We start from the raw sequence: 19123 nt of genomic DNA, 5'->3' as shown, positions 1-19123 counted from the left end.
AGTCATTGCTACGACGGGAGGGCAAATCTGTCTAACGTATCACTGAAAAATTACGTTTAATTAGTGATATGAAACACAGTTAAATAGTTGTCATTAAAGAAGAAGGAAGTAATATGTCGCGCAAGGGTGTAGCACGTTTTAGCTGGATTGCGCGAGGTCGCAAAGCTGGCGTTAATTGATTGTAATCAGCTTGTGATTGCTATAGCTTGGTTACGCTCAAAATTTTCTATACCTAAGTGACCTCATTGGTGAATTAGAGAATGGCAAAATAGCCATATAGGGTGAGGTTGCTCAGGTATATCCAACCCTACAAGATACGTATATATAAGAGAGTCATCTCAAGGAGAACTACAATGAAAGTAGCCGTTATTGGTGCCGCTGGTGGCATCGGTCAAGCCCTAGCACTATTGCTGAAAAACCGTCTTCCTGCTGGTTCAGACCTAGCATTGTATGACATCGCGCCGGTAACTCCAGGTGTTGCAGCTGATCTAAGCCACATCCCAACGCCTGTATCAATCAAAGGTTACGCGGGCGAAGACCCAACGCCTGCACTAGAAGGTGCTGACGTGGTTCTTATCTCTGCGGGTGTTGCGCGTAAGCCAGGTATGGACCGTGCTGACCTGTTCAACGTTAACGCAGGCATCGTAAAATCACTAGCAGAGCGAATCGCTGTGGTTTGTCCAAAAGCGCTAGTTGGTATCATCACTAACCCAGTGAACACAACTGTGCCTATCGCGGCTGAAGTACTGAAAAAAGCGGGCGTTTACGACAAGCGTCGCCTATTCGGTGTAACAACACTAGACGTTATCCGTTCTGAAACTTTCGTTGCAGACCTTAAATCAAAAGATCCAGGTGACGTACGCGTTCCTGTTATCGGTGGTCACTCTGGCGTAACTATCCTGCCACTACTATCTCAAGTTGAAGGCGTTGAGTTCACAGATGAAGAAGTCGAAGCACTAACTAAGCGTATCCAGAACGCGGGTACTGAAGTTGTTGAAGCGAAAGCGGGTGGCGGTAGCGCAACGCTTTCAATGGGTCAAGCGGCATGTCGTTTTGGTCTATCTCTAGTTAAAGCACTTCAAGGTCAAGAAGTTGTCGAGTACGCTTACGTTGAAGGTAGCGGCGAGCACGCACCATTCTTCGCACAGCCAGTGAAACTAGGCAAAGAAGGTGTAGAAGAAGTACTCAGCTACGGCCCTCTAAGTGACTACGAGAAGTCAGCGCTTGACGGCATGCTAGAAACGCTAAACGGCGACATCCAAATCGGTGTTGATTTCGCAAAGTAAGCGTAAAAAACTGATTGAGTTAAGCCGGCTTTCGAGTCGGCTTTTTTGATCTCTCCAGTCTGTGATTACGTAGAAACGGGCAGTCATACCAATCACAGTTATTTACTACGATTGGTATTAGTTAAAGGAGAGAAAATATGGAATTGAGCCAAATCGAGAAAGGTATGTGGCTGACTTGCGAGCAGGGCATCGGCAAAGTGCTGGTCGTTGACCAGAAAATGCAAACTGTGTTGTTAGAGGATCGTGCGACGCAGCAGCAATTCGCCGCTGAAGCGAGTGAATTATATGAAGCCCCTCAACTGCACAGCGGCTGTGATAAGTACTACTGAGCCTGAATAGAGAGATCAAAAAAGCGAGCTAATAGCTCGCTTTTTTAAAGGCTGACAACCTTGCTGTTATTTGCGAACAGCGATCGCTTCGATTTCGATACCCACATCTTTAGGTAGACGAGCAACTTCTACACAAGAGCGTGCTGGGTAGTGAGCTACATTGTGCTCGTCGAAGAACTTACCGTAAACTTCGTTCACTGTACCGAAGTCGTTTAGGTCTTTAACGAATACCGTTAGTTTCACGATATCAGCAACCGTTAGACCAGATGCTTCAACAACCGCTTTCACGTTGTCTAGTGATTGACGAGCTTGTTCCGCGATATCCGCTGATACTTCACCAGTTGCTGGGTTTACTGGGATTTGACCTGAAGTCAGTACCATGTTGCCTAGGTCTACGCCTTGGATGTATGGGCCGATTGCTGCAGGTGCAGATTCTGTGTGAAGTACTTTAGTCATTATAATGTTCCATCTATATTATTAGGGATAAAGAGTAATCAGTTTGCCCTGAAAGCGCTGCTAGGTAAAGAGAAAACCCCACGATAAAAACGTGGGGCTAGACTTTAATTATTAGCAGACAAATCTATCGTTCAGTGACAATTTCGCGGGAGAAAACTTTCTCGCAATACTTGCACTTTAAGCGGATATCTTCTTTCTTTTCAAAGATCTTAAAGCTGCTTTCTACTGGCTCGTTGTGCGAGATACAGTTGGTGTTCGGACACTCAAACACGTTGTTGATTTGCTCCGGCAGTTCAAGCGCTAGCTTCTTCACCACTTGGTAGTTTTCAATTTGGTTAACCGTCGCGTGAGGCGCGTAAAGTGCCAGCTTGTTCGCTTGCTCCTCACTGATGAAAACATTCTCAATCTTCAATAAGTCTTTATGACCAAGCGCTGATGAAGGCAGGTTTAGACCAACGGTGACGCGCTGTTCTGACTTATGCATCGAGAACAGTTTTAGAACTTTAATCCCGATTTGCGCTGGGATATGGTCGATTACCGTGCCGTTTTTGATTGCTTCTACCTGCAATTGAGTTTCTTTAGTCATCTTCGTTTCTCCCTCGATTACAGTGATTGGTTCAGAACTAGAGCCAGCAGAGCTTCGCGCGCATACACGCCGTTTTCAGCCTGTTGGAAGTAGTAAGCGTGTGGCGTTTTATCGACATCAACGGTGATTTCGTCAACACGTGGTAGTGGGTGTAGCACCTTGAGGTTTTCACGCGCGCCTTCCAGCATCGCGGCTGTTAGGATGTACGCCGATTTGATGTGTGCGTATTCAGATTCATCGAAGCGCTCTTTTTGTACGCGCGTCATGTACAACACGTCCAGCTCAGGGATAACGCTCTCCATGTCGGTGTGTAAGCTGTACTCAATGCCCGCATCATCCAACTCTTCACAGATGTAGTCTGGCATGGCCAAAGCTTCAGGAGCGACGAAGAAGAAGCGGATATTGTTGAATTTTGCCAGTGCTTGAGTCAGTGAGTGTACCGTGCGACCGTATTTGAGGTCGCCGACAAACGCAACGTTCAAGTCGTCTAAGCGGCCTTGTGTTTCCGCGATAGAGAACAGGTCCAGCAGTGTTTGTGTTGGGTGTTGGTTCGCACCATCGCCCGCGTTGATAACCGGCACACCTTTAGAGAACTCAGAAGCCAGACGCGCCGCGCCTTCTTGTGGGTGGCGCATGACGAATGCATCAACGTATGAAGAGATAACCTGAACCGAGTCAGCCAGTGTTTCCCCTTTCTTCGCCAATGAGGTGTTACCGCCGTTATCGAAGCCGATAACGTCACCACCGATGCGCTGAATCGCGGTTTCGAAAGAGAGGCGGGTACGGGTTGAAGGTTCAAAAAAACAGCTCGCGATCACTTTGTTCTTGATCAGATCTGGGTTTGGTTCGGCTTTCAGTTCACCAGCAGTTTTGACAATCAATTCCAGCTCGTCACGTGACAGCTCAGGAATCGAGATAATGTGCTTGTTGTAAAGCGAGTTTGTCATAGTCATCTTCCCATCTGAGTACGAATTTTAGGCAATAAAAAAGCCTCCCATTACGGGAGGCTTTTAAAATCGGTAGAAATAGAAAAAACCAAGGCCGGTAAGCATTTTCGCTTACCCAGTGTAATACGCTGTGTAGAACACGAATTACGTGGCATTTTTTTCTCTATCTCCAGACAAATTGCGGAGCATTATACGCCTAACTTTTGCCAACGCAAGCGATTACATCGCGGCTTTAATCTGCAAATTGTCGTTTACTTATGCACCGAGTGTGGCAACCATCACGGCTTTTATGGTATGCATACGGTTTTCGGCTTCGTCGAATACGATAGAGTGCTCAGACTCAAACACTTCTTCGGTTACTTCTAAGCCTTTCATACCGTATTTGTCTGCAACTTCTTTGCCTATGGTGGTTTCATCGTTATGGAATGCAGGCAGACAGTGCATGAACTTTACTTGCGGATTACCCGTTTTCTCAATCACGTTCATGTTGACTTGATAAGGTGTCATCATCGCAACGCGTTCATCCCACGCTTCTGGCGCTTCGCCCATTGAAACCCAAACGTCGGTGTATAAGAAATCACACTCTTTGACACCTTCTTCGACGTTTTCGGTCAAGGTGATTTTTGCGCCAGTGTATTTAGCGATCTCAAGACATTCTGCGACTAACTCATCTTCAGGCCAGTAGGCTTTAGGCGCGACTAGACGGATGTCCATGCCCATTTTCGCAGCACCAACCATCAGTGAGTTGCCCATATTGTTACGCGCATCGCCGAGGTACGCGAACTTGATTTGGTGCAAAAGTTTGCCACGCCCATGCTCCAACATGGTTAGGAAGTCGGCCAGAATTTGGGTTGGGTGAAACTCGTCGGTCAGGCCATTCCATACTGGCACACCAGCGTGCGCGCCGAGCTCTTCAACGATCTCTTGGCCAAAGCCACGGTATTCAATCCCGTCGTACATTCTGCCCAGTACACGAGCGGTATCTTTCATCGATTCTTTGTGGCCGATCTGCGAGCCAGAAGGGCCGATGTAAGACACCTGTGCGCCTTGGTCGAAAGCGGCAACTTCAAACGCACAACGTGTTCGGGTAGAGGCTTTTTCAAAGATCAGAGCGATGTTCTTGCCGACCAGTTTTTTCTGTTCTGTACCGGCGTATTTTGCCTTCTTCAGATCAGCAGAAAGATCGAGCAAGAATTGGATCTCTTTTGGGGTGAAATCGAGTAGCTTAAGAAAGTTGCGGTTACGTAGGTTAAAAGCCATTGCTCCAGTCCTTGAATGTTCATTCATTTAATGGAGATAGTTAAACATATTCAAACTGCATTTGTGAATATTTATTTTAAAATAATGGTGAGATATGAATTATATCTCACCAGGGGTGACTATAAATTCTCTTCGGCGAACTCAGCCAAGCGACTGCGAACCACGCCGTTGAGGTGGATGTTGGCGCTGCCTTCAAAGTTTTTAAAGCGCTCAACCATGTAGGTTAAACCCGACGTCACTGGGGTGAGGTAATGGGAGTCAATCTGCGCCAAGTTACCCGAGCAGACGATCTTCGTCCCTTCACCACAACGGGTGATGATGGTTTTGATCTGTGAAGCGGTGAGGTTCTGACATTCATCGAGCAACACGAACGCATTTTGGATCGAGCGTCCGCGCATAAAGTTGATCGATTTGAACTGGATATTGGCTTTGTCGCAAATGTACTTGAGCGAGCCTTCGGTGCAGTGATCGTTTTTATGCAGTGCTTCCAACGTGTCAGTCACTGCCGCCAACCACGGCATCATTTTCTCTTCTTCGGTGCCCGGTAAGAAGCCGATCGATTCGCCAATATCGGGGGTATTTCGCGTAACGATGATCTTATCGAACATCTTACGCTCGATGGTTTGTTCTAACGCCGCGGCCATCGCGAGCAATGTCTTACCGCTACCGGCGGCACCCGTTAAGATCACTAAGTCGATTTCGGGATCCAGTAGGGCGTCCATCGCCATCCCTTGGTAAATGTTTTTCGGTGTAATGTCCCAGGCTCGGCGGTGCATCATGCGCTCGCGGCTAAGGTCTTTGAGTGTGATTTTTTCCGGGGTAATTTCTTCAACACGGCCGGCAAAATCACTCTGTTCATCAATCACGTACTGGTTGATGTAAGTGGGGTCGAACGGCTCTCGGTCAAGAACATGGTAGGTGCGCCCGGCAAGGTTTTTGGTTTCAACTTGTTCAACGTCACTCCAGAAGTCGCCTTCCACTTGCTGGAAACCTTTAGTTAGGTATTGAACGTCGTCGATCAGTTGGTCTGTTCGGTAGTCTTCAACAAAACGAACTCCCGCGCCTTTGGCACGCAAGCGCATGTTGATGTCTTTGGTGATCAGTACCACTTCGCGTGGCGCGCGTTTGTTTTGTAAGTAAAGAACGGCATTGAGAATACGGTTATCGCCCGCTTTGTCGGCAAAGGCTTTAACGGTCTCTTGCAACTCGAAATCGGCAAGAATTGAGATATGCCCGGTGTGTTCTTTGTCGCGATTAATCGGGATACCCTCGGAAATTTCATCGGGGGTCGCTTCTTTGAAAAGTGCTTCAAGCGCGCGGATCGCAACTCGTGCATCGCGGGCTACGTCGCGTTTACTGTCTTTGATTCGGTCAAGTTCTTCAAGCACTGTCATGGGGACAACGACGTCGTGCTCTTGGAAGGAGTAGATAGCTAAAGGTTCGTGAAGAAGGATATTGGTGTCGAGGACGAATAGTTTTCGATCCGTGTCGCCCATAAGCGTCTCCTTTGCCGTGTGCGGCGTGCTCGCCTTCATACTCAAAATGAAGGGCCTAACTGCGCTTGCTTGCAGAATGTAGCCGACGACATCTTATCTTGGCGATCGGATACCCCAAATGGGGATCGAGTGGTTCGACGACATTGCTGCAAACCCGTGTTGATCTTCATCCTTAACAGCAGTCATCACTAAAAGTGCTTCAATCGTCGAGTAATGGCTGTCTGTCACTAAGATTATAAATCAAAATTTCAACTCTCCCTTTTAGATGTGCCACTGTTTTCTTACAATTTGATGTCATGCAAAAGGTCGGCAAAAATTTGTTGATTTTTGAGGTCTTTGTGCGTGACCAATATCACAGCTTCGAGTAAGATTAGCGGCCTTTTTCTGCGTGGCCGCTGACACATTTTCCCCGTTAGACGCCTTTTAAGTCACGTCAGAATAGCTAAGATAAATAGACCCATTTTCGAATTAAAACAGGTGAGGTAGTCGATTCATGACTTTTGCTTTGGGCCAGCGCTGGATCAGCGATACAGAGAGCGATCTAGGTTTAGGAACTGTTGTAGCATTGGATGCTCGTACTGTGACGTTAATGTTTGCAGCTTCTGAAGAAAACCGAGTTTACGCTCGAACTGATGCGCCTGTAACCCGAGTGACTTTTAATACCGGTGACGTGATTGATTGCCAACAAGGTTGGTCACTAAAAGTTGAACAAGTCATCGAAGATCAAGGCCTGTTTACTTACATCGGTACACGTGAAGACACCGGTGAACAAGAGGTTGAGCTGCGTGAAATCATGCTGAGCAACCAAATTCGTTTCAATAAGCCACAAGATAAACTGTTCGCGGGTCAAATTGACCGTATGGACAACTTCGTGCTGCGTTACCGCGCGCTGATGAACCAATACGAACAACACAAGAGCCCAATGCGTGGTCTGTGTGGTATGCGTGCCGGTTTGATTCCTCACCAGCTTTACATTGCGCATGAAGTGGGCCGTCGTCACGCGCCACGCGTATTGCTTGCGGATGAAGTTGGCCTCGGTAAGACCATCGAAGCGGGTATGATCATCCACCAGCAAGTACTGGCAGGTCGTGCTGAGCGTATCCTGATTGTGGTACCAGAAACGTTGCAGCACCAATGGTTGGTGGAAATGATGCGTCGTTTCAACCTGCATTTTTCGATCTTCGACGAGGAACGCTGCATCGAAGCGTATGCCGATTCTGAGAACCCATTTGATACCCAGCAATATGTGCTGTGTTCACTCGACTTCTTGCGTAAGAGTCGCAAGCGTTTTGAACAAGCGTTAGAAGGCGAGTGGGATCTGTTGGTGGTCGATGAAGCGCATCACCTTGAGTGGAGTCCTGAAAACCCAAGCCGTGAATACCAAGTGATTGAAGGCTTAGCAGAACGCACTCCTGGCGTATTGTTGCTCACTGCAACCCCAGAACAGCTTGGTCGTGAGAGCCACTTTGCCCGTTTGCGTCTTCTTGATTCAGACCGCTTCTTTGATTACCAAGAGTTCGTCAAAGAAGAAGAGCAATACGCGCCAGTTGCCGACTCTGTTAGCGCGCTGTTTTCTGGTAACAAGCTGGAAAACGACGCGAAAAACCAGATCACTGAGCTGCTGTCAGAGCAAGACGTTGAGCCTTTGTTCCGTATTATCGAGAGCGACAGCGACGAAGTAGAAAAAGCGGCAGCACGCCAAGAACTGATTGATAACTTAATGGACCGCCACGGTACGGGACGCGTGTTGTTCCGAAACACTCGCGCGGCGATCAAAGGTTTCCCAACGCGTAACGTAAACCTAGTACCGATGCCAATCCCACAGCAATACACTACGTCAATGCGTGTATCGGGCATGATTGGCGGCAAGATCAGTGTTGAAGCTCGCGCGATGAAGAACCTTTACCCAGAAGAGATCTTCCAAGAGTTTGAAGGTGATGACGCGAGCTGGTGGCAGTTCGATAGTCGCGTGAACTGGTTATTGGAAAAAATCAAAGATAAGCGCAGTGAGAAGATCTTAGTGATTGCGTCGCGCGCGAGTACGGCGCTGCAACTGGAGCAAGCACTGCGTGAGCGTGAAGGCATCCGTGCGACGGTATTCCACGAAGGAATGTCGATTCTAGAGCGCGACAAAGCAGCCGCTTACTTCGCTCAGGAAGAGGGCGGTGCGCAGGTTCTCATCTGTAGTGAAATTGGCTCTGAAGGTCGTAACTTCCAGTTTGCTAACCAGTTGGTGATGTTCGATCTGCCATTCAACCCAGACTTGCTTGAGCAGCGTATCGGCCGTTTGGACCGTATTGGTCAAAACCGCGATATCGATATCCACGTTCCTTACCTGCAAGGTACGTCACAAGCGATCCTAGCGCGTTGGTTCGACGAAGGTTTGAATGCGTTTGCCGAAACTTGTCCGACTGGTCGCGCGGTATACGACAAATACGCTGACCGTTTGATTGACATGCTTGGTTCAGGCGATACCAGCGAGTTAGACGAGGTAATTGCCGAGTCTGCCGCCATGAACAAAGAGCTTAAAGCGCAGCTAGAACAAGGCCGAGACCGTTTGTTAGAGATGCACTCGAACGGCGGCGAAAAAGCGCAAGCGATCGTTGAAAAGATTGCCGCGACCGATGGTGATACCAATTTGGTGACCTTCGCGCTGAGCCTGTTTGACACGATCGGTCTAAACCAAGATGACAAAGGCGAAAATGCGCTGGTTGTAACGCCGTCAGAGCACATGATGGTGCCGAGTTACCCAGGTCTGCCGTACGAAGGGGCGACGATCACTTTTGACCGTGAAACCGCGCTGTCACGTGAAGACATGCACTTTATCAGTTGGGAACACCCGATGATCCAAGGCGGTATTGACCTTCTGATGAGTGAAGGTGTCGGTACGACTGCGGTTTCTCTACTGAAAAACAAAGCGTTACCTGTCGGTACCATGCTACTTGAGCTGATCTACAAAGTGGACGCGCAAGCGCCGAAACGCAGTGGTATTAGCCGCTTCTTGCCAACTACGCCAATTCGTTTGATGTTAGACGGCAAAGGCAATGATCTCTCATCGCAGGTTGAATTCGACAGCTTTAACCGTCAGTTGAGCCCAGTCGGTCGCCATATTGCGACTAAGCTTGTGGCGTCAGTACAAGCTCAAGTACATCAAATGATTACCGCGGGCGACACACTGATCGTCGAGAAAGTGGCGGCGATTCGCGAGCAAGCGCAGAAAGAGATGCAATCTAGCCTTAATGCAGAGCTGGAGCGCCTACAAGCGCTGAAAGCGGTTAACCCGAATATCCGTGATGAAGAAATTGAAGCGATTGACGAGCAAATCAAAGAGCTGACGGGTTATATCGGTCAAGCTCAGTACCAGCTTGATTCATTGCGTATGATTGTTGTCTCACACAACTAATTTAGACTCAGGCCTTGTTTGCCTTATCGATGGGGTAAGGCGGCAAGCTGTCTCGGTAATCTCAATCGGAACAAATCCATGGCAATGCTAGAGTACAACCCACCGGCCGATCCTTGGGTTGATATTGTGTTTGAAGACGAGCATATCTTGGCGGTGAATAAACCGTCGGGACTGTTGTCTGTACCTGGTCGTGCGCCGGAGCACCACGACAGCATGTGGTCGCGACTGCAACAAACTTACCCAGAGGTTCAGGTGGTTCACCGTTTGGATATGTGTACCTCCGGCTTAATGCTTCTGGCGAAAAGTAAGAGTGCAGAAAGTGCGTTGAAGAAGCAGTTTCAGTATCGTTTAACCCACAAGGTGTATTATGCCAGAGTGTGGGGACAGGTCGAACAAGACGAAGGAGTGGTTGAACTGCCGCTCATTTGTGATTGGCCGAATCGCCCGAAACAGAAAGTTTGTTTTGATGACGGCAAGCCGTCGAAGACGTTGTTCCAGGTCGCTAAGCGAGAAGAGAAGACCACGATTGTTCGCTTACTGCCGATCACAGGGCGCTCTCATCAGCTACGCGTACACATGCAAGCGCTCGGTCACCCGATTGTCGGCGATGAGTTCTATTCGGAAGGGGAAGCGTTTCAGTTTTCTGATCGTCTGGAACTGCACGCGGCGGAGCTGAGTTTCTATCATCCCCGCAGCCACTGGTTACGTAGTATCTTCGTTCCTTGTGACTTCTATCCTGAAGCGGAAGAGATGATCTTTAACTATTTTGATCCTGTGCGAAAATTACCGGATTACAAAACGCTGCCAAGACCATAATACCGATATAAGGCAGCACAAGGAGATTGTATGTCGCTGCCTACTGTTGTTTTCTTGGATCGTGCCACGATCCCAACTCATATCGAACTTCCTCATCTGCCTTTCGATCATCAATGGATCGAGTATGACTTTACCTCTCCGGAACAAGTCGTCGAGCGACTTAAAGATGCTCAAGTCGTGATCACCAATAAAGTCGTGCTAGACCAGCAAGTGCTTAGCCAACTGCCTGATTTGAAATTGATCGCGGTATCAGCGACCGGCTTTAACAACATCGATGTTGAATTTTGCCGCGAACACGACATTGCTGTAACTAATGTTCAAGGTTATTCAACCCGCTCAGTGCCTGAGCACGTCATCGCCATGACGTACGCGCTAAAGCGAAACTTGTTTGGTTACCATCAAGACATCGCCAAAGGAGAATGGCAACGCAACAAGCAGTTCTGCTTCTTTAGCCACCCAATCACCGATGTAGCGGGTTCGACGCTGGGTATCGTTGGTTCTGGCGCGTTAGGGCAGGCGACGGCGGCTTTGGCTAAGGCGATCGGTATGCAGGTGATTTTCGCCGAACGCAAAGGCGCTCAGCCGTGTCGAGATGGTTTTGTACCCTTTGAACAAGCGCTGAAGATATCTGATGTGCTGACTTTACATTGCCCGCTCAACGAGCAGACCCATAACTTAATTGGTGAGCAAGAGTTGGCGATGATGAAGTCGAGCGCAACTTTGATCAATGCAGGTCGTGGTGGACTGGTCGATGAGACCGCTTTGGTTGCTGCGCTACGCCAAGGCGTAATTGCCGGGGCGGGAGTGGATGTATTTACTCAAGAACCAGCAGACATTAATAATCCGTTACTGGACGCAATGGATCTACCGAATCTGCTACTCACTCCTCATGTTGCTTGGGGCAGTGATTCCTCCATCCAGAGCTTGGTGGATATTTTAATGGATAACATCGCCGCCTTTATCGCAGGGCGAGAACAGAACCGAGTCGTGTAATGTTGATGAGTAGATGAATCATCGTAGATTACATTTTCGCTAACTATGGTTTGTGATGCATATCTATTGGTGATGTATTTTCTGGCGTTGCTTATAGACGCTTTGAATGAAATGTAAGACATTGTTGCAAGTAAGGTTATTTATTCAAACGTCAGGAAAACCAAAGCATGGAAAACAATCAAATTACAAACCCTGTGCAGTTTAATGGTCGAGGAGGCGAGTTTTTTGGCATCTGGATTGTCAATATCTTGCTCTCTATCATCACGCTAGGTATCTACTCCGCTTGGGCGAAAGTTCGCACCAAACGTTACTTTTATGGCAATACGTCGATTGCCGGAGACAACTTCGAATACCACGCCACGCCAATGCAAATTCTTAAAGGGCGTTTAGTGGCTTTGGTTGTTGTGTTGTTGTGGTCGGTGTCTAACAGTATCGCGCCGATGATCAGTATGGTGTTGCTATTAGTCTTTTACGCAGCTTTACCGTGGTTACTATGGAGCAATGCGCGTTTTGACGCGGCGATGACCAGCTACCGTAATGTGCGCTTTTCATTTACCGCAACGCTAAAGGACGCGTATTTATCGCTACTTGGGCGTGGTCTGGGTGCTTTGCTGGTGGCGATGATCTATTTTTCTATCGTGGTTGCTATTGCCTCCCAGTCGGTGATGGCAGCGGTGATTTTAGGCGCAAGCTCATTGATCCTATTGGCTGTGCTTTACGGCTGGGTGATCGCGGGCGTGCAGAAGTTCTTTGCTAATGGCTATCAGTACGGCGATTGGAAGTTCAGTGCCGAGCTGACCAACGGCTTCTTTATCAAAACCTACCTTAAAGCATTATTAATTGGTGTGCTTGCTTCTGCGCTATTGGGCTTTGTTATGCTCGGTTCGGTATTTAGTGGGATGGACTTCCATGCGCTGCAAAACGGTAACTTTAGCTCGTTGGAAGATGGTTCTCAGATGAGCGTGTTCATCTTTGGCTACCTGGCTCTGTTTGCGTTGTCTATCGCGTTAAGCGCTTACACTACGGTTTGTGTTCGCAACCATGTATTTGGTCAGCTTTGTGCGAATCACGAACAGACACCAGAAAACCAATATCAGTTCAACTCCAGCTTAACGGTCTTTGGTTATGTGTGGCTGGTGGTGTCGAACTTTTTACTGCAAGTTATCACGCTAGGTATTGCTCGTCCTTGGGTCATGGTTAGAACTACACGTTATTTAGCAGACAATACCGAAGTGATCGGTGATATGACGTTGTTAGAGGCGATAGACCTAGATTCTGATGTGAAATCTGCGATTACCGATGAAGTCGCACAAGCGTTCGATATCGGCATTGGTATCGGTTAATGCGGATTCAAGGAACCGCCTTTCCGCCTCGTAGCTCCGTTCGTTATGAGGCGGAGCTGGACGTCAGCCAAGCCAATTTCTTAAGCCTTCGTGTGGGCGGCGATATCATCAGCTGTCAGCAACAGGAAGTAGAAATCAGCGTGCCTGTTGGCAATTTGCCGATTCGGTTTGCTTTCCCTGATGGCTGGGTCTTTGTCGTGGAGCGCAGCGTAGAAGTTAGCGCGTGGCTCAAACGTAACCGCAAGTCAGGATGGGTGGATAAAATCGAATCCAACGTGATGGCTTGGCTCGTTGCAATAGCTGTGTGTCTGGGTGTAGTGCTCGGTGGCTATTTTTACGCGTTGCCTTGGGTTAGCGAGAAAGTGGCACAGTCGCTGCCAGACTCGGTCTCGGTGAGCTTGGGTAACAAGATTCTGGAAACCTTTGATAACAACTGGCAACCGAGCGAGTTACCCCTAGAGCAGCAAGAAGCGATTCGACAGCGTGTCACCCAGCATTTGCGGCAGTTGGATCCATTGCCGTATCCGGTCGAAATCATTTTTCGTTCATCAGACATTGGTGCGAATGCGTTTGCTTTGCCGGGTGGGAAAGTAATTTTGCTTGACCAACTGGTTGAGCTCGCCGCGAATGAGCAGCAACTGGATAGCATTATCCTGCACGAGATTGGTCATGTTCATCATCGTCACATGATGGAGAAGTTGGTTCACTCGAGTATTTTGTCGGTCGGGGTAGCACTTTTGACCGGTGAGAGTTCAGGTATTGTTGATAACCTTGCAGGTGTTGGCGTGTTCTTCTTGTCTAACGGGCATTCGAGGCAGGCGGAGAGTGAAGCCGACCGCTTTGCGAAACAAGCAATGGTGAAAGTATACGGCAGCAGTGAACCGATGGCGGAAATGTTTGAGTTGTTCCAGCAGCAAGACTCACTTGATGTTCCAGAGTGGCTTAACTCTCATCCAGATTTCGAGCAGCGCATCCAAGCCGCTCGGGATTAATACTCAAGTCAAAAGAAACAAAAAAGGCAGCGAATTCGCTGCCTTTTGTTTTATTCAGTCACTGCTATTACAGCGCTGCGATAGTCGTTTTCTGCTCTTCAAGCTTAGCCAGAGTTTCTTTGTAACCTTCTAGCTTCTCACGCTCTTTTGCAACAACCGCTTCAGGTGCTTTTGCAACGAAACCTTCGTTACCCAGTTTACCTTCGATACGTTTGATTTCGCCGTGAGTTTTCTTGATTTCGCCATCCAAACGAGCAAGCTCAGCGTCTTTGTCGATTAGACCCGCCATTGGAATCATCAGTTCAGACTTCGCAACCAGTGCCGTTGCACACGCTGGTGTTTCTTCACCTGCTGCCAGTACACGTACTGACTCAAGTTTCGCTAGAGAAACCAATACTTGCTTGTTCGCTTCTAGACGAGCCGCGTCTTTCTCGTTAGCTGCTTTCAGCATCACTTCAAGTGGCTTGCCTGGGTTGATGTCGTACTCAGCACGTAGGTTACGGATGCTAGTAATGAAGGCTTTCACCCATTCGATGTCATCAAGTGCTTCTTGGTTGAAGTTTGCTTCATCAAACTGAGGAAGCGCTTGAAGCATAATCGTGTCGCCTTCAACGCCATCAACTAGTGGCTTGATGCTTTGCCAAATCGTTTCGGTAATGTATGGAATCACTGGGTGAGCCAGACGAAGTGTCTTCTCAAGCACTGTGATTAGCGTACGACGCGTACCACGTTGCTGCGCTTCGTTACCTTTCCACAGAACAGGCTTCGTTAGCTCTAGGTACCAGTCACAGAATTGGTTCCAGATGAACTCGTAAATCGTGTTCGCTGCCATATCCAGACGGAAGTTGTCTAGGTGAGCATTGAACTCTTTTGCTGCCAGTTCAAACTGAGATTCGATCCATTTGTCTGCCAGTGAGTATTCAATCTCACCTGCGCCAAAGCCACAATCTTGCTCTTCTGTGTTCATCAGTACGTAACGGCTTGCGTTCCATAGCTTGTTACAGAAGTTACGGTAACCTTCCAGACGCTTCATATCCCAGTTGATATCGCGACCAGTAGAAGCCATTGCTGCCAACGTGAAACGTAGCGCGTCTGTACCGTATGGTTCGATACCGTTTTCAAATGTTTTACGCGTGTTCTTTTCGATCTTCGCTGCAAGTTGAGGCTGCATCATGTTACCAGTGCGCTTCTCAACCAGAGATTCTAGGTCGATGCCGTCAATCATGTCGATTGGGTCAAGTACGTTACCCTTAGACTTAGACATCTTGTCGCCGTTTTCGTCACGGATTAGACCTGTTACGTAAACCGTCTTAAATGGTACTTGTGGCTTGCCGTTTTCATCTTTACAGAAGTGCATCGTCATCATGATCATACGAGCAACCCAGAAGAAGATGATATCGAAACCAGTGACGAGTACGTCTGAAGGGTGGAAAGTTTTCAGATCGTCGGTGTTCTCTGGCCAACCTTGAGTGCCGAACGTCCATAACGCTGAAGAGAACCAAGTATCCAGTACATCGTCGTCTTGGCGTAGAACCACAACTGGTGCTAGGTTGTTGTTAGCACGAACTTCTTCTTCAGTGCGACCTACGTAGACGTTGCCGTCGTTGTCGTACCATGCTGGGATGCGGTGACCCCACCAAAGCTGACGAGAGATACACCAGTCTTGAATGTCGCGCATCCAAGAAAAGTACATGTTTTCGTATTGCTTAGGCACGAATTGGATTTCGCCGTCTTCAACTGCTTTGGTCGCTGTCTCTGCAAGAGGTGCAGTACGTACATACCATTGGTCAGTCAGCATCGGTTCGATAACCACGCCACCACGGTCACCGTAAGGAACGGTTAGGTCGTGATCTTTGATTTCGTCCAGTAGGCCAAGTTCTTCAAATTCTGCCACGATCGCTTTACGCGCAGCAAAACGCTCCATGCCTTGGTATTTAGCTGGAATCTCAGTTGAGTAAGCGTCGCTTGCTTCGCCGTTGGTGTTAAACACTTCAGCAGCATCACGAATGTTCGCGTCAAAGGTTAGGATGTTGATCATTGGTAGCTGGTGGCGCTTACCGACTTCGTAGTCGTTGAAGTCATGCGCAGGTGTGATTTTCACACAGCCCGTCCCTTTTTCCATATCCGCGTGCTCGTCACCCACGATAGGGATGCGACGATCAACGATAGGAAGTAGAATTTCTTTACCGATCAGATCTTTGTAACGAGGATCTTCTGGGTTAACCGCAACACCAGTATCGCCTAGCATAGTTTCTGGACGAGTCGTCGCCACAACGATGTAGTCTTTACCATCTGCTGTTTTAACGCCGTCTGCTAGCGGGTAACGGAAGTGCCACATGTGGCCTTTTTTATCTTTGTTCTCAACTTCTAGGTCTGAGATCGCTGTGTGCAGTTTTGGATCCCAGTTAACCAGACGCTTACCGCGGTAGATCAGATCTTCTTCGTACAGACGCACGAACACTTCTTGAACCGCGTTAGACAGACCGTCGTCCATCGTGAAACGCTCACGATCCCAGTCTACCGATGCGCCAAGGCGACGTAGCTGCTTAGTGATAGTGCCACCAGACTCGCCTTTCCATTCCCAGATTTTGTCGATGAACGCATCACGGCCGTAATCGTGCTTCGTTTTGCCTTCTTCCGCTGCGATCTTACGCTCAACAACCATCTGTGTAGCGATACCCGCGTGGTCAGTACCCACTTGCCAAAGGGTGTTTTTACCCTTCATACGCTCAGCACGGATCAGTGTATCCATGATGGTGTCTTGGAATGCGTGGCCCATGTGTAGGCTACCAGTGACGTTCGGTGGCGGGATCATAATGCTGTATGATTCTTTAGTCGTGTCACCGTGTGGCTTGAAGTAGCCTTTCTCTTCCCAAGCTTGGTATAACGCTTGTTCAATTGAAGTTGGGTTGTATGTCTTTTCCATAGCGCTCATTTTTCCTCGTCATACTTGGGCTAATAGCGGCGTTAACTGCTTTCGCAAAGCCTAGGCTCAATTATTTAGAGGAAATCTTGTCTAGTTTCTGGTTAATTTCTAAGTCAATCTTTATAAGTGAGGGATCTTAGCCAAGATCGCCTTAACTATAAGGATTGACCGTTAGTTGTGTGCAATCTCTATCGTTTGTAGCTGATAGCCAGCTTGACGATAGATTTTATATCTTTCTCTTGCGAGCTGCTTAGCTTTTTGTTCGCAAGGGACGAAGTCTACCACTTCGGCAAACTTGTTCGCAAAGGTTGTCTCATTTTCAGCCAAATTAATTACCAATTGACGGTTCCAAGAAGGTTTTACCCCTTGATGACCGATTTCAATATTGGTGGCGTATCTGGGACCTTCACCAACAAGGTTATGGGCGATAAATTGTTCCGGTTCGATTTGCCAAAACAGCTCGGCTAACTGCTCTGCCTGTATTTGGTTGTCGCCGTTGATGTATACCTTAGCGCCTTGCTTAGCAAAGTGCTGAGCCAGAAACACCACATACGCGAGAAAGCCTTCGCTTTGTGCTTGAGGCGTGTCGTCGTTGACGATGTAAAAAGTGGCATTTGGCATACGGTTCTCTCACCCAAGATATGAAAAAAGGGCCTTGCGGCCCTTTTTTGTTGTTGGAATATTATTCCTCAGTCTCATGGCCGCTGCGGTTCAATAAGAATTGGACTAGCATTGAGACCGGACGGCCGGTAGAGCCTTTCGCTGCACCAGACTTCCACGCAGTACCTGCGATATCAATGTGTGCCCAGTTGTATTTCTTCGCGAACTTCGACAAGAAACAACCTGCAGTGATAGTACCACCAGGGCGGCCACCGATGTTTGCCATGTCAGCAAACGGGCTCTTTAGCTGCTCGTGGTATTCGTCTGCCATCGGTAGACGCCATGCGCGGTCACTTGCTTGCTCAGAAGCGTTGATTAGTTCGTGAGACAGTGGGTTGTGGTTTGATACAACGCCGCTGATGTGGTGACCCAGTGCGATAACACACGCGCCTGTTAGTGTCGCAACGTCGATCACGCACTCTGGCTCAAAACGCTCTACGTAAGTGAGGGCGTCACACAGTACTAAGCGACCTTCTGCGTCGGTATTTAATACTTCAACCGTTTGACCAGACATCGTGGTTAGGATGTCACCAGGGCGGTATGCGTTGCTGCCCGGCATGTTTTCACAGCCAGCCAATACGCCGATAACGTTGATAGGCAAGTTCAGTTTTGCTAGGGCTTTCATCGTACCGAATACTGAAGCCGCACCACACATGTCGTACTTCATTTCGTCCATGCCTTCGCCCGGCTTAAGTGAAATACCGCCTGAATCGAAAGTCAGACCTTTACCCACCAGCACGATTGGTTTTGCATCTGAATCTGGGTTGCCCTTGTACTCCATGATAGACATCATCGACTCGTTCTTAGAGCCACGACCGACTGCTAGGTATGACGTCATACCCAGTTTTTCCATCTCTTGTTCACCGATGATCTTCGTCGTTACGGTTTCGTAGTCGTCAGCTAGGCGACGTGCTTGAGATGCAAGATATGCTGGGTTTGCAACGTTTGGTGGCATGTTGCCTAGGTCTTTCGACGCTCTCACGCCCGACGAGACCGCGAGGCCATGAGTGATCGCTTTCTCGCCCAAGCTCAGTTCGCGACGCGTTGGTACGTTGAATACGAGTTTACGTAGTGGGCGACGAGTTTCTGGTTTAACCGTTTTGAATTGGTCAAAGGTGTATAGGCCATCTTTTGTCGCTTCAACCGCTTGGCGTACTTTCCAGTATGTATCGCGGCCTTTAACGTGCAGTTCAGTGAGGAAACATACCGCTTCCATTGAACCTGTTTCGTTAAGCGTGTTAATGGTTTTTTGAATGATCTCTTTGTACTGACGCTCACCCAGTTCACGCTCTTTACCACAACCTACGAGTAAAACGCGCTCAGATAGAACACCTGGTACTTGATGAAGCAGTAGCATCTGCCCCGGTTTTCCTTCTAGATCACCACGGCGAAGTAGTGAGCTGATATAGCCATCGCTGATTTTATCTAGCTGTTCAGCAACCGGAGAAAGACGACGTGGTTCAAACACACCGACAACGATACATGCGCTACGTTGTTTCTCTGGGCTACCACTCTTTACACTGAACTCCATGCGTACTCCTACATCCTAAAGACAAATAGAACTAAATGTTAGATAATGGCGTCTTACTTGTTGAGTCCGCTACCGGAACTGACTTTAAATAAACGCGTT

Annotated in this window: 15 protein-coding genes; 7 read left to right on the top strand and 8 right to left on the bottom strand. The window is 48.3% G+C overall.

The window, feature by feature from the left end; all coding sequences use genetic code 11:
• The first annotated feature begins 353 nt into the window (after positions 1-353).
• The gene (gene mdh, locus HCZ42_RS13665) at positions 354-1286 is read left to right on the top strand and encodes a malate dehydrogenase (protein ID WP_167421212.1); all 933 of its coding nucleotides are present in this window, start codon (positions 354-356) and stop codon (positions 1284-1286) included.
• Positions 1287-1423: 137 nt separating this feature from the next.
• Positions 1424-1615 (top strand): hypothetical protein, encoded by a 192-nt coding sequence (locus tag HCZ42_RS13660; protein WP_167421211.1) that lies wholly within the window; start codon positions 1424-1426, stop codon positions 1613-1615.
• A gap of 66 nt (positions 1616-1681) precedes the next feature.
• Here HCZ42_RS13660 and HCZ42_RS13655 read toward each other — a convergent pair whose 3' ends face one another.
• From HCZ42_RS13655 to HCZ42_RS13635, 5 genes are all read right to left on the bottom strand, one after another.
• Positions 1682-2071 carry a RidA family protein gene (locus tag HCZ42_RS13655; RefSeq protein ID WP_053410580.1) on the bottom strand — a complete coding sequence of 130 codons (390 nt, stop codon included), beginning with the start codon at positions 2069-2071 and terminating at the stop codon, positions 1682-1684.
• Between the two features lie 124 nt (positions 2072-2195).
• Positions 2196-2657, bottom strand: a complete 462-nt coding sequence (gene pyrI / locus HCZ42_RS13650; protein WP_053410579.1) for an aspartate carbamoyltransferase regulatory subunit — start codon at positions 2655-2657, stop codon at positions 2196-2198.
• A gap of 17 nt (positions 2658-2674) precedes the next feature.
• Entirely contained in the window at positions 2675-3604 is a 930-nt protein-coding gene (gene pyrB / locus HCZ42_RS13645; RefSeq protein WP_167421210.1) for an aspartate carbamoyltransferase, read from the bottom strand.
• A 255-nt stretch (positions 3605-3859) separates the two neighbouring features.
• Positions 3860-4864, bottom strand: coding sequence for an ornithine carbamoyltransferase (locus HCZ42_RS13640; protein WP_167421209.1), 1005 nt, complete (start codon positions 4862-4864; stop codon positions 3860-3862).
• A 119-nt stretch (positions 4865-4983) separates the two neighbouring features.
• Positions 4984-6360, bottom strand: coding sequence for a PhoH family protein (locus HCZ42_RS13635; RefSeq protein ID WP_167421208.1), 1377 nt, complete (start codon positions 6358-6360; stop codon positions 4984-4986).
• Between the two features lie 493 nt (positions 6361-6853).
• On the opposite strand from HCZ42_RS13635, the gene rapA reads away from it, so the two are divergent.
• From rapA to HCZ42_RS13610, 5 genes are all read left to right on the top strand, one after another.
• Positions 6854-9763 (top strand): RNA polymerase-associated protein RapA, encoded by a 2910-nt coding sequence (gene rapA, locus HCZ42_RS13630; protein ID WP_167421207.1) that lies wholly within the window; start codon positions 6854-6856, stop codon positions 9761-9763.
• Between the two features lie 78 nt (positions 9764-9841).
• On the top strand, positions 9842-10579 hold the full coding sequence (gene rluA, locus HCZ42_RS13625; protein WP_167421206.1) for a bifunctional tRNA pseudouridine(32) synthase/23S rRNA pseudouridine(746) synthase RluA: 738 nt from the start codon (positions 9842-9844) through the stop codon (positions 10577-10579).
• A 30-nt stretch (positions 10580-10609) separates the two neighbouring features.
• Positions 10610-11572 (top strand): D-2-hydroxyacid dehydrogenase, encoded by a 963-nt coding sequence (locus tag HCZ42_RS13620; RefSeq protein WP_167421205.1) that lies wholly within the window; start codon positions 10610-10612, stop codon positions 11570-11572.
• A gap of 167 nt (positions 11573-11739) precedes the next feature.
• Positions 11740-12915 (top strand): YjgN family protein, encoded by a 1176-nt coding sequence (locus HCZ42_RS13615; protein ID WP_167421204.1) that lies wholly within the window; start codon positions 11740-11742, stop codon positions 12913-12915.
• Positions 12915-13907 carry a M48 family metallopeptidase gene (locus tag HCZ42_RS13610; RefSeq protein ID WP_167421203.1) on the top strand — a complete coding sequence of 331 codons (993 nt, stop codon included), beginning with the start codon at positions 12915-12917 and terminating at the stop codon, positions 13905-13907. The genes HCZ42_RS13615 and HCZ42_RS13610 overlap by 1 nt, the downstream gene beginning before the upstream one ends.
• 67 nt (positions 13908-13974) lie before the next feature.
• On the opposite strand, the gene HCZ42_RS13605 is transcribed toward HCZ42_RS13610, so the two are convergent.
• The 3 genes from HCZ42_RS13605 to pepA all read right to left on the bottom strand — a co-directional run bounded on the left by HCZ42_RS13605 (position 13975) and on the right by pepA (position 19024).
• The gene (locus HCZ42_RS13605; protein ID WP_053410570.1) at positions 13975-16833 is read right to left on the bottom strand and encodes a valine--tRNA ligase; all 2859 of its coding nucleotides are present in this window, start codon (positions 16831-16833) and stop codon (positions 13975-13977) included.
• A 171-nt stretch (positions 16834-17004) separates the two neighbouring features.
• Positions 17005-17454 (bottom strand): DNA polymerase III subunit chi, encoded by a 450-nt coding sequence (locus tag HCZ42_RS13600; protein WP_167421202.1) that lies wholly within the window; start codon positions 17452-17454, stop codon positions 17005-17007.
• Between the two features lie 61 nt (positions 17455-17515).
• A complete protein-coding gene (pepA, locus tag HCZ42_RS13595; RefSeq protein WP_167421201.1) occupies positions 17516-19024 on the bottom strand; it encodes a leucyl aminopeptidase in 1509 nt (502 codons plus the stop codon).
• Positions 19025-19123 lie beyond the last annotated feature (99 nt).

Origin of the sequence: Vibrio hepatarius (assembly GCF_011806575.1) — a bacterium.
Taxonomy (GTDB): Bacteria; Pseudomonadota; Gammaproteobacteria; order Enterobacterales; family Vibrionaceae; genus Vibrio; species Vibrio hepatarius_A.
The sequence above is the reverse complement of the archived record's forward strand: the minus strand, read 5'-3'. Positions and strand labels throughout refer to the sequence as shown.

What these genes read in the sequence shown, in the direction of transcription:
- mdh (WP_167421212.1), top strand. Translation starts at nt 354, where the DNA reads ATGAAAGTAGCCGTTATTGGTGCCGCTGGTGGCATCGGTCAAGCCCTA.
- HCZ42_RS13660 (WP_167421211.1), top strand. Translation starts at nt 1,424, where the DNA reads ATGGAATTGAGCCAAATCGAGAAAGGTATGTGGCTGACTTGCGAGCAG.
- HCZ42_RS13655 (WP_053410580.1), bottom strand. Translation starts at nt 2,071, where the DNA reads ATGACTAAAGTACTTCACACAGAATCTGCACCTGCAGCAATCGGCCCA.
- pyrI (WP_053410579.1), bottom strand. Translation starts at nt 2,657, where the DNA reads ATGACTAAAGAAACTCAATTGCAGGTAGAAGCAATCAAAAACGGCACG.
- pyrB (WP_167421210.1), bottom strand. Translation starts at nt 3,604, where the DNA reads ATGACAAACTCGCTTTACAACAAGCACATTATCTCGATTCCTGAGCTG.
- HCZ42_RS13640 (WP_167421209.1), bottom strand. Translation starts at nt 4,864, where the DNA reads ATGGCTTTTAACCTACGTAACCGCAACTTTCTTAAGCTACTCGATTTC.
- HCZ42_RS13635 (WP_167421208.1), bottom strand. Translation starts at nt 6,360, where the DNA reads ATGGGCGACACGGATCGAAAACTATTCGTCCTCGACACCAATATCCTT.
- rapA (WP_167421207.1), top strand. Translation starts at nt 6,854, where the DNA reads ATGACTTTTGCTTTGGGCCAGCGCTGGATCAGCGATACAGAGAGCGAT.
- rluA (WP_167421206.1), top strand. Translation starts at nt 9,842, where the DNA reads ATGGCAATGCTAGAGTACAACCCACCGGCCGATCCTTGGGTTGATATT.
- HCZ42_RS13620 (WP_167421205.1), top strand. Translation starts at nt 10,610, where the DNA reads ATGTCGCTGCCTACTGTTGTTTTCTTGGATCGTGCCACGATCCCAACT.
- HCZ42_RS13615 (WP_167421204.1), top strand. Translation starts at nt 11,740, where the DNA reads ATGGAAAACAATCAAATTACAAACCCTGTGCAGTTTAATGGTCGAGGA.
- HCZ42_RS13610 (WP_167421203.1), top strand. Translation starts at nt 12,915, where the DNA reads ATGCGGATTCAAGGAACCGCCTTTCCGCCTCGTAGCTCCGTTCGTTAT.
- HCZ42_RS13605 (WP_053410570.1), bottom strand. Translation starts at nt 16,833, where the DNA reads ATGGAAAAGACATACAACCCAACTTCAATTGAACAAGCGTTATACCAA.
- HCZ42_RS13600 (WP_167421202.1), bottom strand. Translation starts at nt 17,454, where the DNA reads ATGCCAAATGCCACTTTTTACATCGTCAACGACGACACGCCTCAAGCA.
- pepA (WP_167421201.1), bottom strand. Translation starts at nt 19,024, where the DNA reads ATGGAGTTCAGTGTAAAGAGTGGTAGCCCAGAGAAACAACGTAGCGCA.